Here is a 14,622-nt window from a genome sequence, read left to right as displayed (position 1 = left end):
GCTCCTCGGCAATGGCCACGCCCCGGGGAGCTTGCGGGTCACCAACCCGCGCACCCTCCAGGGGCACCGACGCGACGGCTCACGCCGCCACGGCTGGCAGGTCTTCGGGCTCAGGGGCGTTTCGGGATCGCTCCCGGCCTTCCTCCATCACCGCTTCCCAGGCCGTGTGGCCCAGTGCGTCGGTGTGATGTCGTTCCCCTTCACCGCTGCGGGACAGCCCCGGAATCACACCGGGTTCCCTCTTGCGGCGGCTCGCCTGACGACGGGCCGCACCAGCACCGGTCACACTACACAGAACGCCGCGGCGAGGAGGCCGGACCGCGCAATCGGGGCGATCGTCCAGGTGTGCTGCGCGTGGGGCGCGCTTGTGCGTCGGTGGCGTCAGGGCGCCAGCCGGTAGCCGCGCCGTAGGACGGTCTCGATGATCGGCAGCGGCAGCGCCCGCCGGAGGCGGGAGATCGCCATCTCGAGCGCGTGCTCGGTGCCGAGCCCGGACGTCTCCGCCAGCAGCGCCGGTCGCGAGACCACCGCCCCCGGACGCTCGGCGAGCGTCTTCATGATCGCGACCTGAGCGGGCGACAGCGGGACGAACACCTCGCCGACGATCGCGCCCGCGCTCCGGACGATGACCTCGCCCCGCGACGTCTCGGCCCGGACGCCCACCGTCCGGGCCACCTCGGACGCCAGCAGCTTCACCATCGCCCCTTGCCGGAACCGGTCGGGCACGAACGGCGTCACCCCGGCCGCCTCCAGCGGCGCGGCGCACACCGGCCCGATCGCCACGGCGGCGACCCCCGAGTTCAGCGCGGCGATGAAGTCGTCCCGGCGGCCCAACTCCTCGGCCAGGGCGAGCACGGCGTCCACGGCCGGTGCCGCGGCGAACGTCACGGCGTCCAACCGGTGGTCGCAGACCTGCCGCACCAGGTCGGCCAGGCGCCCGGCCTGGTCGGCCGACTCCCAGCGGTAGGGGGCGACGGTGAGCACCCGCGCGCCCGCCGAGCGCAGCCGGTCGACCTCGTGGACGTCGGTCAGCCCGTGCAATTGGACGCCCACGCGCAGCCCCGACACGCCCTCGGCGAGCAGGTCGCTCACGACCTCGGCCATCGTCTCGGGGGTCGCCCCGACCGGGTCGGGCAACTCGAGCGCCCGCACCTGGCCCTTCGCCTTGTTGCCGCGCACCGCCAGCCGGGTGCGGCCCAGCAGCGCCCGCAGGTCGTCGCCGAGGCCGGCCCCGTCGGCGGTCTCCAGCCACCGCCGCAGCCCGTACCCCGTCGTCACCAGGACGACGTCGGGGTCGAGCGCCAGCACCGCGCGGGTCTCCGCGACGACGGCGTCGACGTCGTCGCGCGTCGCCAGCCGCAGCGCGGGGGCGCGCAGCACCTGCGCCCCGCGACGCTCGAGACCCCCGATGAGTTCGTCGGCCCGGCGGTGCGACGTCACACCGATGCGGAAGCCGGCGAGCTCGCTGGGGGGATTCAGTTCGGCAGCCTCAGACACCGATCGCCTTTCGGTGGGGGACGTGGGACGGACGCCTCGCGCCCGGCGCCGCGCCGACCGGACGCAGCGGCACGGCGGGGGCGACCGACTCCTCGACGAACGACAAGAAGGTGGACGCCGGCTCCTCGAGCGGCTGGCCCACCAAGGGCAGCAGCGCGTCGAAGGGGGAGGCGTCCCCGACGAACACCCCGCCGAGGAGGGTGCGGCAATCCGAGGCCAGCACGATCTTCTGGAACAGCCCGCGGGCCGGGTCCGAGTACATCACATCGAGCGCCCCGGGCGTCCGCGACGCCGCGTCCCCGAAGGTCGCGACCTCGATGCCGGGCAGCCGCAGCGCCACCGATGCGAGGTGGCCCGCGTAGCAGGCGGCGCGCCCGGACAACCGGGCCGCGGCGACCTCCGCCATCGCATCGGCCGCGGCGCCCAGGCCGCCGGTACGGCCGCCGTGGCTGGCCACCTCGCCGATGGCGTAGATGTGCGGGTCGGACGTCCGGCACGACGCGTCGACCAGGACGCCCCCGTCGTCGGCGACCGCCAACCCCGCCTCCGCGGCGAGACCGTCGCGCGGGCGCGTGCCGACGGCGGCGACGACCAGGTCGGCCGGCACGGACGCCCGATCGCGGAACTGGACGCCCGTCACCTCGTTGCCCGCGTCGAGGGCGATGCCCACCGGACGCCTGCCCAGGTGCAGCGAGATCCCCGCCGCGCCGACGACCGCGTTCAGCGCCCGACCCGGCGCCTCGCCGAGCTGCTCGGCCATCAGCCACGGCCGGGCCTGCACGATGCCGGACCGGGCCCCCAGGCCGCGCAGCCCGCTGGCGACCTCCAGCCCCCAGACGCCGCCGCCGACCACCAGCGCGACCGGCGGACGCCCGAGGCGTCCCTTCTGCCGCTCCACCTCGGCGCGGATCGCCGCGACGTCGTCGACGGTGCGTAGCCCGAGCGCGCGGTCCGCGCCCGGCACCTTCAGCGTCGCCGCGCGCGAGCCCGTGGCCAGCACGCAGTAGTCGTAGCGGTGCTCGCCGGACGCGGACGCCACCGTTCTCTTGCGGCGGTCGATGCCGAGGGCCCGGTCGCCGACGCGGAGGTCGACGCGGGCGTCGTCCCAGATGTCGGGATCGAGAGTGAGGTCTGTCTCGGTGGTGATCGTCGCGGGCAGGGCGAGGCGGTCGTACGGACGCCGCGGCTCCTGGGTCAGGACGGTCACGCGGGCGTCCGTCGGGGCGATGGCTAGGTAAGACGCCACGAAGCGGTGAGCAGCGGGGCCGCCGCCGATGACGACGACCCGTACGCTGGCGGGGGTGTCGGACATGCGTCGACCTTAAAGAGCGACCGTTGCCCGGCGGTTCCGGGCATGTAACGGTCGCTTTTCAGGCGACTCACTGCGCGCCCATGCGTCTCCGACAAGGGGGGACGCCCTTCCTCCCGCCGCCCGTCGCGGGATGGCGGCGCGCCATGCGGCGGTGGGGTGTCCCGAAGCCGGCGCTGCGCGGCTAGCGAGGATGTCTGCCGGGCCCGCAAGGGCGTCCGGATGAGCCCGACGGCGACTCACCCGAAGGGGGATCTTCGATACCCGCCTGTAACAGATAGCCAATAGTGTGTGCCTCGTGACAAGCGGACTGTTCGACGACTACGCAGGCTCAGGGCCGGCCTACGACGAGATGCTTGGCGGCGACGGCGTGCGGCCTGCCTACAGCTCCGTGCTGCGTCAGATGCGCAAGCTCAGTGATGAGGAAATCCGTTCGCGGTCCGACTACGTGAAATCCACGTACGTCGACCAGGGCGTGACCTTCGACTTCGGCGGCGAGGAGCACCCGTTCCCGCTCGACATCGTTCCCCGGGTCCTGCTCTACGACGAGTGGGTCACGGTCGAGTCGGGCGTGAAGCAGCGGGTGAAGGCGCTGGAGGCCTTCCTCGACGACGTGTACACGCGGGGGCAGCTGTTCGAGGACGGTGTGGTGCCGCGCCGCGTCGTGATCTCCTCGCCGCACTTCCACCGCGCGATGTACGGCGTCCGGCCCCCGAACGGCGTGCACGTCCAGGTGGCCGGCATCGACCTGATCCGCGACAACGAAGGCACGTTCCGGGTGCTGGAAGACAACGTGCGGGTTCCGTCCGGCGTCTCCTACGTCATGACCAACCGGCACGCTCTGTTCTCGGCGCTGCCCGAGGTCACCAACCGGCACCGGATCCGTCCGGTGGAGAACTACCCGGCGAAGCTGCTGGCGGCCCTGCGGGCCGCGGCGCCCGCGGGGGTGTCGGATCCGACGGTCGTCGTGCTCACCCCCGGCGTCTACAACTCCGCCTACTTCGAGCACACGCTGCTCGCGCGCACGATGGGGTGTGAGCTCGTCGAGGGCCGCGACCTCGTCTGCCACGGCGGCCACGTGTCGATCCGCACGACGCGGGGCCTGCGTCCGGTGCACGTCATCTACCGGCGCGTCGACGACGACTTCCTCGACCCGGCCGTCTTCCGTTCGGATTCGGTGCTCGGCTCCGCGGGCCTCATCAACGCGGTGCGGGCCGGCAACGTGACGCTGGCGAACTCCGTGGGCAACGGCGTCGCCGACGACAAGCTCATCTACACCTACATGCCCGACATCATCCGGTACTACCTGTCGGAGGAACCGATCATCCCCGGCGTCGACACGTGGCGCTGCGAGGAGCCCGACCAGCTCGAAGAGGTGCTCGACCGTCTCGACGAGCTCGTTCTGAAGCCGGTCGACGGCTCGGGCGGCAAGGGCATTGTGATCGGCCCCAAGGCAGACAAGGCCGAGCTGGACGATCTGCGGGTCAAGGTCATCGAGAACCCGCGCGGGTGGATCGCGCAGCCGGTCGTCCAGTTGTCGACGGTGCCGACGATGATCGACGGGCAGATGAAGCCGCGGCACGTCGATCTGCGTCCGTTCGCGGTCAACGCGGGCGGCGGCGACATCTTCGTCCTGCCCGGCGGGTTGACCCGCGTCGCGCTGCCCGAGGGGCAGCTCATCGTGAACAGCTCTCAGGGCGGCGGCTCGAAGGACACGTGGGTGCTCGCCCGCGACGGCGTCCGCAGCCGCCAGCGGCGCACGAAGCCGCGTGTCCGGCAGTCGATCGCGGCGTTCGTGCCGCGCGAAGAGCTGGGCGTCGAGGCCGTCACGCGTCAGCAGGAGCAGCAGCAACAGCAGAACCAGGCCGGAACGGAGACCTCATGCTGAGCCGCATCGCCGAGTCGCTGTTCTGGATCGGCCGGTACCTCGAGCGCGCCGAGGACACCGCGCGCACCCTGGACGTGCACCTGCAGCTCCTCATCGACGATCCCTCGGTCGATCAGGAGGCCGCGGCGCGCGCCCTCCTGAGCGTCATGGGCGCGGAGGACCCGAACCCGGGCGCGAACCTCGAGTCCGAGGTCATGCGCCTGCTGTGCTACGACGACGACTCGCCGTCGTCCGTGGTGAGCGCGATCGGCGGCGCCCGCGAGGCCGCCCGCCGGGCGCGCGAGACGGTCTCGACCGAGATGTGGGAGGCCATCAACACCACGTGGAACGCGGTGCGGGGCGGACGTCTGCAGCGCATGCGTCCGGCGAGCATGTTCCGCTCGATCAAGGAGCGCACCGCCGTCATCGCCGGCATCTCCGACAACACGATGAGCCATGACGAGGGCTGGCACTTCCTCGTGCTGGGCCGCAACCTGGAGCGGGCCGACATGACGGCGCGGCTGATCACGACGGCGATCGCGTCGTCGGGCAGCGCGGCGGCCTGGGCCAACGTGCTGCGCGGCTGCGGGGCCCACCACGCGTTCATCCGGACGTACGGCGGCACCGTCAACGACCGGGACGCCGCGGAGTTCCTCCTGCTCGACCGGCTGTTCCCGCGCTCGCTGGTCTACACGCTGCAGACCGCCGAGCAGTCGCTCGCCGAGCTCGATCTGGGGGAGCGCCGCACCGGCTTCGAGAGCGACGCCCAGCGGCAGCTGGGCACGGCGCGGGCGTCCCTGGAATACCGGCGCACGAGCGAGGTGCTGGAGGGGCTGCCCGACCGCATGGCCCGGCTGCAAGTCCGGCTCAATCAGGCCGGTTCGGCCATCTCGCAGCGGTATTTCGAGGGGGCAACCGCCGCCCAGTGGATTGGAGGCAACTGGTGAGCCGGCAGATCCGGATCGTCCACACGACCGGGTACACCTACCCGGGCGGCGCGACGGCGTCGTTCAACGAGGCGCGCATGACCCCGCGCTCGACCCGCGAGCAGCTCGTCTTGACCAGCTCGATCACCGTGTCGCCCCTGCCCTGGATGAGCCGCTACGTGGACTACTGGGGCACGCAGGTCGACAGCTTCGAGGTGCACGAGCGCCACGACCGGCTGAACGTCGTCGCGACGAGCACCGTCGAGGTCGAGCGTCGTCCGCTCGAGATCGAGGGGCTCACCTGGGAGCAGCTCCTCGCCCCCGAGCAGGAGGAGGCCCACACCGAGTGGCTCCACTGCACCGAGCGCGTCCAGCCCGGCGAGGAGTTGCGCGCGATCACCCGCGCGGCGGCCGACAGCACCGAGCGGCCTCGCGACTGCGTCCGGAGGGTGCTCGACGCCATCGCGGGCCACATTCAGTACCTCCCCGGCTCCACCGACGTCCATGCGCGCGCGGTCGATTCGTGGAGCGCCGGCGCGGGCGTCTGCCAGGACCTGGTGCACCTATCCCTCGGCGCCCTGCGCGAGGTGGGCATCCCGGCCCGGTACGTCTCCGGCTACGTCATGCCGTCGGCGGACGCCGTGGTCGGCGAGAAGACGACCGGCGAGTCGCACGCGTGGCTGCAGTACTGGGACGGCGCGTGGGTCGGCATCGACCCGACGCTCGGCGGCGTCGAGCCCGGCGAGTTCCACGTGGAGGTCGGGATCGGCCGCGACTACGGCGACGTCCCCCCGCTGCGCGGCATCTACACCGGGTCGGGGGAGTCGGACATGTTCGTCGGCGTCGAGATGACCCTCTTGGCGTGAGGCCGTAGGCTGGTCGGCATGAGCAGCGACCTTCCGATCTCGTCGAAGTACCGCTCGACACCCGACGCACCTGTCGACGATCGAGAGCGTGATTCGCTGGTCGCACGGGTCAACGACGCCTTCGAGCAGGGCAAGCTGGACGACTGGACTTACCGTCGCGCCCTCGACACCGTCTTCGCCGCGAAGACCCTCGGCGAGTTGGTTCCGGTGGTCGAAGAGCTGCCCGCTCACCCGACGCACCAGGTGCCCGCCATCGTCGAGGACTCCACGACGGGCGGGCGTCCGGGCGAGTTGAGCGAGGCGAAGGCGCCCAGCGGGCGCACCGTGGCCACGGTGGTCGGCGGCATCGCCGCCGCCCTGGTGATCCTGGTGATCCTGCTGGTCATCCTCCTCTGAGTTCCTTCTTCTCCGGCTCTCCATCGTCGTTCCGGACGCCGTCGGCGTCCGTCTGCCTCCTCCGAGCCCTCTGTGCGGCGCGGACCTCTCGAGCGGATTTGGTCCCCTTCCAGGCGTGAAGTAAGCTTGGTCGTCGGTCGCGTGTGTCTCGTGGCCGATGCCAACCAAACGCGAGAGCAGAGTAGGAATTCGTGGCGAAGAAAGAAGGAGCCCTCGAACTCGAGGGGACCGTCGTCGAGGCCTTGCCGAACGCGATGTTCCGGGTGGAGCTGACCAACGGCCACAAGGTGCTGGCGACCATCTCCGGCAAGATGCGGCAGCACTACATCCGCATCATTCAGAACGACCGCGTGGTCGTCGAGTTGTCCCCCTACGACCTTTCGCGTGGGCGCATCGTCTACCGACACAAGTAACCGAGGTTACGCCCACCATCCACCCAGTCGAGGCGCGGCAGTTTCGTGCCCCCGACGACGAGTCAAGAAAGTTGCTCGATGAAGGTTCAGCCGAGCGTCAAGAGGATCTGCGCGAAGTGCAAGGTGATTCGCCGGCACGGTCGCGTCATGGTGATCTGCGACAACCCCCGGCACAAGCAGCGTCAGGGCTGAGTCCCTGCCGCGCCGGAGCGCAGCAACCAGCCGGGTCCTCCCCGGCGCACAACAGAAAACGTGACAGCAAACCCAGGGCGGGCGCCGCGAACGCGGCGGGCCACCCGGCCTGGAACACCCCCGGACGAAGGCCGGGGCCCGCGCTTGGCGGCACGGGGCGCTGCACGCCAGACACCTTCGCGGCCTACGGGCCGACGCACTGAAAGGTAACCGCCGCACATGGCACGTCTCATCGGAGTCGACCTCCCGCGCGAAAAGCGCCTCGAGGTCGCCCTCACCTACATCTTCGGCATCGGGAAGACCCGCGCCAAGGAGACCCTGGACGCCACCGGCGTCAGCCCGGACGTTCGCGTCAAGGACCTCACGGAAGAGCAACTCGTCCAGTTGCGCGACCACATCGAGGCCAACTACGAGACCGAGGGCGACCTGCGCCGCACGGTCGCCGCGGACATCCGTCGCAAGATCGAGATCGGCTCCTACCAGGGCCGTCGTCATCGCATGGGCCTTCCGGTCCGCGGTCAGCGCACCCGGACCAACGCCCGTACCCGCAAGGGCAAGAAGAAGGCCGTCGCCGGCAAGAAGAAGGCCCGCTGACGCGGGGCCTAGGCATCACGATCCAGGAGAGCATCAAGATCTATGGCTACTGCAGGCCGTAACACGGCGAAGACGAAGGTCCGCCGCAAGGAGAAGAAGAACGTCACCGCCGGTCAGGCGCACATCAAGAGCACGTTCAACAACACGATCATCTCGATCACCGACCCGCACGGGCAGGTGGTCTCGTGGGCGTCCGCCGGCACCGTCGGCTTCAAGGGCTCCCGCAAGTCGACGCCGTTCGCCGCCCAGATGGCCGCCGAGGCCGCCGGACGCCGCGCCATGGAGCACGGCATGAAGCGCGTGGACGTCTTCGTCAAGGGCCCCGGCTCCGGCCGCGAGACCGCCATCCGTTCCCTCGGCGCGCTGGGGCTGGAGATCGGTCCGATCTCCGACGTGACCCCCGTGCCGCACAACGGCTGCCGTCCGCCGAAGCGCCGCCGCGTCTGAGCCCGAGCCGATAGAGAAGAGAGACTGATCAACCATGGCCCGTTACACCGGCCCCATCACCAAGAAGTCCCGCCGGCTCGGCACCGACCTGGTGGGCAACGACAAGGCGTTCGAGCGCCGCACGTACCCGCCCGGCATGCACGGCCGCGGCCGCACCAAGGAGTCGGAGTACCTGCTCCAGCTCCGCGAGAAGCAGAAGGCTCGTTACGCCTACGGCGTCCTCGAGAAGCAGTTCCGCCGCTACTACGAAGAGGCGAACCGCAAGACCGGCAAGACCGGTGAGATCCTGCTGCAGATCCTCGAATCGCGCCTCGACAACGTCGTGTACCGCGCCGGGTTCGCCTCGACGCGCCGGCAGGCCCGCCAGCTCGTCGTCCACGGGCACTTCCTCGTGAACGGCAAGAAGGTCAACATCCCGAGCTACCGGGTGTCCGCCTACGACATCATCGACGTGAAGCCGAAGTCCGTGAACCTCGACCCGTTCGTGATCGCCCGTGAGCTGCACCACGAGCGCGAGGTTCCCGCCTGGCTGACCGTCCGGCCGAACAAGATGCGCATCCTCGTGCATCAACTGCCGACGCGCGAGCAGATTGCGATTGACGTCCAAGAGCAGCTGATCGTCGAGCTCTACTCGAAGTAGCGGATCGCCGACATCCGTCGCCGACATCGCCCCGGCCCAACCACCCTGCGCGGCGCAAGCGCCGGGCAGGGGGCCAGGCCCATCCACGGGCCGGGGCGATGTCGGACGCCGGATGTCTCCGCAGACTTCGAGCGAGTTCACTCCTTCGGCCTGTGGGTTTGACGACCCGGGGTTTGAAGGCGGTTGTGAGGCGTCCCTGCCGTGTTGGTAGGGTCCTTCACGTTTGGTTTTCGGGCAGGGTACCGTGCCCCGTCCTCTTGATGGCCGTCATATAGCGGGCGGTCGAAAGGAACAACAACACACATGCTGATCGCACAGCGCCCGACGTTGACCGAAGAGGTCGTCGACGAGTTCCGGTCCCGGTTCGTGATCGAGCCGCTGGAGCCGGGCTTCGGCTACACCCTCGGCAACTCCCTGCGCCGCACCCTGCTGTCGTCCATCCCTGGGGCGTCCGTCACGAGCATCAAGATCGAGGGCAACCAGCACGAGTTCTCCACGCTGCCCGGCGTGGTGGAGGACGTGACCGAGATCATCCTCAACATCAAGCAGCTCGTGCTGTCGTCCGAGGAGGACGAGCCGGTCGTCATGTACCTGCGCAAGGCGGGCGCCGGCGCGGTCACCGCGGCCGACATCGCCCCGCCGGCCGGGGTCGAGATCCACAACCCCGAGCTGCACATCGCGACGCTCAACGACACCGGCAAGATCGACATGGAGCTCGTCGTCGAGCGCGGCCGCGGCTACGTGTCCGCGCAGCAGAACAAGAGCGGGGACGCCGAGATCGGCCGCATCCCGGTCGACTCGATCTACAGCCCCGTGCTGAAGGTCACCTACAAGGTCGAGGCCACCCGCGTCGAGCAGCGCACCGACTTCGACCGGCTCATCGTCGACGTCGAGACCAAGGCCGCCATCGCGCCGCGGGACGCCGTGGCGTCCGCCGGCCGCACGCTCGTCGAGCTGTTCGGGCTGGCCCGCGAGCTGAACGTGGACGCCGAGGGCATCGAGATCGGCCCGTCGCCCGTCGACGAGCAGCTCGCCGCCGACCTGGCCCTGCCGGTCGAGGAGCTGAAGCTCACGATGCGCAGCTACAACTGCCTCAAGCGCGAGGGCATCCACACGGTGTCCGAGCTGGTGTCCCGCTCCGAGCAGGACCTGCTCGACATCCGCAACTTCGGTTCCAAGTCGATCGAGGAGGTCAAGCTTCGCCTCCACGAGATGGGCCTGTCCCTCAAGGACAGCGCGCCCGGCTTCGACCCGATCGCGGCCCTGAACAACTACGACGCCGACTTCGGCGACGAAGACGTCGATCAGTACTGATACCGGAAAGAGAAGAGTCATGCCCAAGCCCACGAAGGGTCCCCGCCTCGGCGGGAGCCCGGCTCACCAGCGCATCATCCTGAACAACCTGGCGAGCCAGCTGTTCGAGCACGGCCGCATCACGACGACCGAGACCAAGGCCAAGCGTGTCCAGCCGCTCGCCGAGCAGCTGATCACCAAGGCGAAGCGGGGCGATCTGCACAACCGCCGGCTCGTGCTGTCGAAGATCACGAACAAGTCCGTCGTGCACGTCCTCTTCGACGAGATCGCGCCGCGGTTCGCCGACCGCGACGGCGGCTACACCCGGATCACGAAGATCGGCAACCGTCAGGGCGACAACGCCCCGATGGCCGTCATCGAGCTCGTGACCGAGACGGTCGAGGAGTCCCGCGCCAACAAGGCCAAGGGACGCCCGAGCAAGCCCGCCGAGAAGGCCCCGGCCAAGAAGGCGGACCAGAAGCCGGCCGCGCCGGCGGCGTCCGAGCCAGCCGAGGAGACCGAGGCGCAGCCGACCGACGACGACCAGCAGGCTCCGGTCGCCGAGCAGGCCGACGCTCCCGCCGAGGGTGCCGAGGTCACCGAGGCGTCCGACGAGTCGGCGGAGCCGACGAAGAACTGAGCCGTCCGGCGCTCACGCCACGGGCTCGCCCCCTCACCGGGGGCGAGCCCGTCGTGCGTCCGGGGGCGGCGTCCGGTCAGCGGAGCTGCTCGATGAAGATGTCGTTGCCCGGCCCCAGCGGAAGCCCCACCGTGTAATACACGAACAAGATCCCCAGCCAGGCGAGCCAGAACGGAACGACGAACGGCATCATGCCCGACATGAGGTTGCCGAAGCCGGCCTGCGGCTGGTACTTCCGCAGGTAGGTCAGTAGCACGATCATGTAGGGGTTCATCGGCGTGATGATCTGGGTGGCCGAGTCGCCGATGCGGAACGCGGCCTGCACGAACGCCGGCTCCAGCCCCACGAGGCCGAACATGGGGACGAAGACGGCGGCCATGATCGTCCACATGGCCGAGCCGGAGATGATGAACAGGTTCAGCAGGCTGCACAGCAGCACGAACATCACGATCACGCCGAAGCCGGTCATGCCGGTCGCCTGCAGCGCCTCCGCCCCCGAGACCGCGATCCAACTGCCGATCCCCGACCAGTTGAACAACGCGATGAACTGGCCCATCACGAAGGCGAGCACGAGGAACGGGATCATGTCCTTCAGCGCGAGCCCCATCAGCCGCGGCACGTCGTGGAAGCCCTTGATCGTGCCCGCCGCCTTGCCGAAGGTGAACCCGCCGATCGCGAACAGCGCGAACACGATGAACACGATCGAGTTCAGCAGCGGCGAACGCGGCAGGAACTCGCCCTGCGCGTTGCGCCACGGGGACGCCGGCAGCAGTACGGCGACCAGCATCACCACGGCCGTCACGAGGAGGGCCAGACCGCCCCGGCGCAGGCCGCGCCGCTCGGCGGGCGTCACCTCGTGCTCGACGGCCGCGTTGGTGTCCACGGTCACCTCGGAGCCCTCGTCGTCGAACGTGAGCGACGACTCGGCGTCCTCGTCGACGGTCTCGACGTCGGGGACGCCCGTCCGGACGATGCGCGGCTCGATGATCCGGTCGATGATGAACCCGGCCAGCAGCGACAGCACGAGCGCGGAGACGATGTTGAAGTAGTAGTTCGACACCGGGTTCACCGGCGCGGCCGCCGCCTGCACCGTCGGCACGGTCGGCAGGACGGCGTTGGTGATGCCGGCGAACAGGGCGTCCAGCGACGTCGGCACGATCGACGTCGAATAGCCCGCCCCGGCGGACGCGAAGCCGCCCAGGAGGCCCGCGACGGGGTGGCGTCCGACGGCCTTGAACGCGAGCGCCGCGAGCGGCGGCAGGATGACGAACACCGAGTCGGCCATGATCGACCCGACCACGCCCAGGAAGCCGACCATGTACGGCAGCAGCCAGCGGGGCGCCGACCCGATCGCGGCGCGGATCGCGGCCGACAGGAACCCGGTCTTCTCCGCGATGCCGATGGCGAGCAGGATCGGCATGACGGTCACGAGCGGCGGGAAGCCGACGTAGTTCTGGCCGAGGTTCGCCGTGAACCACGCCAGTCCCTCGCCGGTGAACAGGCCCTTGACGTCGATGGCCTCTTTGGCGCCGGGTACCTGCACCGTCACGCCGGCGAGCGAGGCCGCCGTCCCGACGACGCCGACGATCGCGAACAGCCACACGAACAGGTTGAACGGCTGGGGCAGCTTGTTGCCGGCCGCCTCCAGGGCCGACAGGACGCGGTCGCTCCACGGGACGCGGGCGGTGGCGGATGCAGGCATGGGGGTCCTCCTTCGGGTCGATACGGGGGATCAATCGAAGTAGTGCTCGACGTCGACGGGGCCGCCCTCGTCGGCGAATTCGCGGGCGACGGCGGCCGCGAGGTCGTCGTCGCAGAGGAAGTCGAGGGCCGTGGCGGCCAGGCCGAACGCCCCGTCGACCGCCGCGCGTCGCGCCGCCGGGGTGGCCGCGGCGTCCGCGAACTCGCGCGTGTGCAGCGCGCACCCCTCGGGCGCGATCTTGATGAGCGGGTGGATGCCCGGCACGCGGTAGCTGACGTTGCCGAAGTCGGTGGACGCCGCGATCGTCTCCGGGACGACGCCGAGCGGCAGCGCGGTGCGCCCGCGCCGGGCCTGCGCGGTCGCCCAGCGGGCGGTGAGCGCCTGGTTCGTGCGCACCGGCAGGGTGGCGGGGTGGCGGTCCCACTCGACGGTGACGCCGACGCCGGCCATGAGCGCGGCGCCGTGGGCGATGTCGTCCAGCCGGGCCGACAGGTCGCGCAGGGTCTGCGGATACTTCGAACGGGCGTACAGGTCGAGGCGGGCCGTCTCGGGGATCACGGACGCCCGCGAGCCGCCCTCGGTGATGATCGCGTGGACGCGGTCGACCGGCAGCATCTGTTGGCGGAGCAGCCCGATGCCGGTGTACATGAGGTTCGCCGCGTCGAGAGCATTGCGCCCCATGAACGGCTCCGCGGACGCATGCGCCGGGCGCCCGTGGAACGTGACCGTCAGGACGCGGCGTCCGAGCCACACCTGGTCGGCCAGGTCGTAGCCGTAGGAGTGGACCATCATCGCGGCGTCCACCCCGTCGAACGCGCCCTCGCGGGCCAGGTACTCCTTGCCGGAGTGGCCCTCCTCGGCCGGCGTCCCGAGCAGCACGACGCGGCCGGCGAAGGCGTCCGGACGCCTGCGGTGCAGCGCGTGCAACGCGAGAAACGCCCCGACGCCGCACGCCGCGATGACGTTGTGGCCGCAGCCGTGCCCGATGCCGGGCAGGGCGTCGTACTCGGCGCAGATCGCCACCGTGCGGCGGGCGTCCCCGGCGACGAACTCGGCGCGCAGCGCCGTCTCCAACCCGTGGACGCCGACCGTCGCCTCGACGCCGTGCCCGGCCAGCAGGGACGCCAGCGCGGCGGCCGAGCGGTGCTCCTCGAACGCGGGCTCCGGGTGCTCGTAGAGGTCGAGCGCCAGGTCGCCCAACTCGCCGGCGAGGGCGTCCGCGGCATCCGCCAGCTCGTCGGTGAGCTGGCGGGGCGCGCCGGCGAACGCCGACTCGACCCGCGGCGTCGAGGCCGCCAGCGCATGAGTCTGCTCGCTCAGGTGGCGGCTGAAGAAGTCGGACGGAACGGTCGGCTCGGAGGGGAGGGGCATGGGGCCACGCTATCGTCCGCGTCCGGCCCGCAGGTCACCGCGGCGTTAAACGTCATCTGGCTAGCGAAAGCGCCACAGCGTGCCGACTAGACGATCGCGCCGGAGGCCTGTTGCCTCCGACGCGATCATGAGTGGCGGGGACCCCGGGATGGTCCCTGTTCCCGGGGCCCCGCCCCGGCCTCCGGCTCAGGCGGCGTGCGCGCAGCCCCAGGGCTGCAGGCCGCGCTGGGCGTAGAGGCGGTTCGCGACGGTGATCTGCTCGGCGCGGCTCGCCTGGTGCGGCAGGCTCGCGTAGGCCGTGCCGCCCGCGGCGCGCCACGTGCCCGCGTTGAACTGCAGACCGCCGTAGTAGCCGTTGCCCGTGTTGATGCTCCAGTTCCCCCCGGACTCACACCGGGCGACGCGGTCCCACATGGCGGCGCGGGCGAGGTTGAGGCCCGAACTCGACGCCGCGGACTTCTCGGACTTC

The 14,622-nt window shown here is 70.5% G+C and carries 16 protein-coding genes and 1 riboswitch; of the genes, 11 read left to right on the top strand and 5 right to left on the bottom strand.

What is annotated here, in order from left to right; translation table 11 throughout:
• Nucleotides 1-77: 77 nt before the first annotated feature.
• A riboswitch (cobalamin riboswitch) is annotated at nucleotides 78-292 on the bottom strand.
• A gap of 89 nt (nucleotides 293-381) precedes the next feature.
• Both WMJ97_RS07145 and WMJ97_RS07140 read right to left on the bottom strand, forming a co-directional pair.
• Nucleotides 382-1,497 carry a uroporphyrinogen-III synthase gene (locus WMJ97_RS07145; RefSeq protein WP_347348294.1) on the bottom strand — a complete coding sequence of 372 codons (1,116 nt, stop codon included), beginning with the start codon at nucleotides 1,495-1,497 and terminating at the stop codon, nucleotides 382-384.
• A complete protein-coding gene (locus tag WMJ97_RS07140) occupies nucleotides 1,490-2,809 on the bottom strand; it encodes an FAD-dependent oxidoreductase (protein ID WP_347348293.1) in 1,320 nt (439 codons plus the stop codon). The genes WMJ97_RS07145 and WMJ97_RS07140 overlap by 8 nt, the downstream gene beginning before the upstream one ends.
• Nucleotides 2,810-3,104: 295 nt before the next feature.
• Between WMJ97_RS07140 and WMJ97_RS07135 the strand changes: the two genes are divergently transcribed.
• The 11 genes from WMJ97_RS07135 (at nucleotide 3,105) to rplQ (ending at nucleotide 11,080) form a co-directional block, all read left to right on the top strand.
• A complete protein-coding gene (locus WMJ97_RS07135) occupies nucleotides 3,105-4,694 on the top strand; it encodes a circularly permuted type 2 ATP-grasp protein (RefSeq protein WP_347348292.1) in 1,590 nt (529 codons plus the stop codon).
• The gene (locus tag WMJ97_RS07130; RefSeq protein WP_347348291.1) at nucleotides 4,688-5,620 is read left to right on the top strand and encodes an alpha-E domain-containing protein; all 933 of its coding nucleotides are present in this window, start codon (nucleotides 4,688-4,690) and stop codon (nucleotides 5,618-5,620) included. Before WMJ97_RS07135 ends, WMJ97_RS07130 begins: the two co-directional genes overlap by 7 nt.
• The gene (locus tag WMJ97_RS07125) at nucleotides 5,617-6,465 is read left to right on the top strand and encodes a transglutaminase family protein (RefSeq protein WP_347348290.1); all 849 of its coding nucleotides are present in this window, start codon (nucleotides 5,617-5,619) and stop codon (nucleotides 6,463-6,465) included. The genes WMJ97_RS07130 and WMJ97_RS07125 overlap by 4 nt, the downstream gene beginning before the upstream one ends.
• Nucleotides 6,466-6,483: 18 nt before the next feature.
• Complete coding sequence (locus WMJ97_RS07120) at nucleotides 6,484-6,861, top strand: DUF1707 domain-containing protein (protein ID WP_347348289.1); 378 nt, start codon at nucleotides 6,484-6,486, stop codon at nucleotides 6,859-6,861.
• 191 nt (nucleotides 6,862-7,052) lie between these two features.
• On the top strand, nucleotides 7,053-7,274 hold the full coding sequence (gene infA, locus WMJ97_RS07115) for a translation initiation factor IF-1 (RefSeq protein ID WP_347348288.1): 222 nt from the start codon (nucleotides 7,053-7,055) through the stop codon (nucleotides 7,272-7,274).
• A gap of 78 nt (nucleotides 7,275-7,352) precedes the next feature.
• A complete protein-coding gene (gene rpmJ, locus WMJ97_RS07110) occupies nucleotides 7,353-7,466 on the top strand; it encodes a 50S ribosomal protein L36 (RefSeq protein ID WP_347348287.1) in 114 nt (37 codons plus the stop codon).
• A gap of 219 nt (nucleotides 7,467-7,685) precedes the next feature.
• The gene (gene rpsM / locus WMJ97_RS07105) at nucleotides 7,686-8,060 is read left to right on the top strand and encodes a 30S ribosomal protein S13 (RefSeq protein ID WP_347348286.1); all 375 of its coding nucleotides are present in this window, start codon (nucleotides 7,686-7,688) and stop codon (nucleotides 8,058-8,060) included.
• Nucleotides 8,061-8,102: 42 nt separating this feature from the next.
• Nucleotides 8,103-8,507 carry a 30S ribosomal protein S11 gene (gene rpsK / locus WMJ97_RS07100; RefSeq protein WP_347348285.1) on the top strand — a complete coding sequence of 135 codons (405 nt, stop codon included), beginning with the start codon at nucleotides 8,103-8,105 and terminating at the stop codon, nucleotides 8,505-8,507.
• Between the two features lie 34 nt (nucleotides 8,508-8,541).
• Entirely contained in the window at nucleotides 8,542-9,147 is a 606-nt protein-coding gene (gene rpsD / locus WMJ97_RS07095; protein WP_347348284.1) for a 30S ribosomal protein S4, read from the top strand.
• A gap of 303 nt (nucleotides 9,148-9,450) precedes the next feature.
• Nucleotides 9,451-10,461, top strand: coding sequence for a DNA-directed RNA polymerase subunit alpha (locus WMJ97_RS07090; protein WP_347348283.1), 1,011 nt, complete (start codon nucleotides 9,451-9,453; stop codon nucleotides 10,459-10,461).
• Between the two features lie 19 nt (nucleotides 10,462-10,480).
• Entirely contained in the window at nucleotides 10,481-11,080 is a 600-nt protein-coding gene (gene rplQ, locus WMJ97_RS07085; RefSeq protein WP_347348282.1) for a 50S ribosomal protein L17, read from the top strand.
• Nucleotides 11,081-11,156: 76 nt separating this feature from the next.
• On the opposite strand, the gene WMJ97_RS07080 is transcribed toward rplQ, so the two are convergent.
• The 3 genes from WMJ97_RS07080 to WMJ97_RS07070 all read right to left on the bottom strand — a co-directional run.
• Complete coding sequence (locus WMJ97_RS07080; protein ID WP_347348281.1) at nucleotides 11,157-12,782, bottom strand: AbgT family transporter; 1,626 nt, start codon at nucleotides 12,780-12,782, stop codon at nucleotides 11,157-11,159.
• A 30-nt stretch (nucleotides 12,783-12,812) separates the two neighbouring features.
• Complete coding sequence (locus WMJ97_RS07075) at nucleotides 12,813-14,153, bottom strand: M20 family metallopeptidase (RefSeq protein WP_347348280.1); 1,341 nt, start codon at nucleotides 14,151-14,153, stop codon at nucleotides 12,813-12,815.
• 186 nt (nucleotides 14,154-14,339) lie between these two features.
• Nucleotides 14,340-14,622 (bottom strand): transglycosylase family protein (locus tag WMJ97_RS07070; RefSeq protein ID WP_347348279.1); only part of this gene is annotated, 283 nt, incomplete at its 5' end.

The sequence above is a fragment of the Nigerium sp. genome (assembly GCF_039811905.1).
Classification (GTDB): Bacteria; Actinomycetota; Actinomycetes; order Propionibacteriales; family Propionibacteriaceae; genus Propioniciclava.
The sequence above is the reverse complement of the archived record's forward strand: the minus strand, read 5'-3'. Positions and strand labels throughout refer to the sequence as shown.

What these genes read in the sequence shown, in the direction of transcription:
- WMJ97_RS07140 (WP_347348293.1), bottom strand. Translation starts at nt 2,809, where the DNA reads ATGTCCGACACCCCCGCCAGCGTACGGGTCGTCGTCATCGGCGGCGGC.
- WMJ97_RS07130 (WP_347348291.1), top strand. Translation starts at nt 4,688, where the DNA reads ATGCTGAGCCGCATCGCCGAGTCGCTGTTCTGGATCGGCCGGTACCTC.
- WMJ97_RS07120 (WP_347348289.1), top strand. Translation starts at nt 6,484, where the DNA reads ATGAGCAGCGACCTTCCGATCTCGTCGAAGTACCGCTCGACACCCGAC.
- rpmJ (WP_347348287.1), top strand. Translation starts at nt 7,353, where the DNA reads ATGAAGGTTCAGCCGAGCGTCAAGAGGATCTGCGCGAAGTGCAAGGTG.
- rpsM (WP_347348286.1), top strand. Translation starts at nt 7,686, where the DNA reads ATGGCACGTCTCATCGGAGTCGACCTCCCGCGCGAAAAGCGCCTCGAG.
- rpsK (WP_347348285.1), top strand. Translation starts at nt 8,103, where the DNA reads ATGGCTACTGCAGGCCGTAACACGGCGAAGACGAAGGTCCGCCGCAAG.
- rpsD (WP_347348284.1), top strand. Translation starts at nt 8,542, where the DNA reads ATGGCCCGTTACACCGGCCCCATCACCAAGAAGTCCCGCCGGCTCGGC.
- WMJ97_RS07090 (WP_347348283.1), top strand. Translation starts at nt 9,451, where the DNA reads ATGCTGATCGCACAGCGCCCGACGTTGACCGAAGAGGTCGTCGACGAG.
- rplQ (WP_347348282.1), top strand. Translation starts at nt 10,481, where the DNA reads ATGCCCAAGCCCACGAAGGGTCCCCGCCTCGGCGGGAGCCCGGCTCAC.
- WMJ97_RS07080 (WP_347348281.1), bottom strand. Translation starts at nt 12,782, where the DNA reads ATGCCTGCATCCGCCACCGCCCGCGTCCCGTGGAGCGACCGCGTCCTG.
- WMJ97_RS07075 (WP_347348280.1), bottom strand. Translation starts at nt 14,153, where the DNA reads ATGCCCCTCCCCTCCGAGCCGACCGTTCCGTCCGACTTCTTCAGCCGC.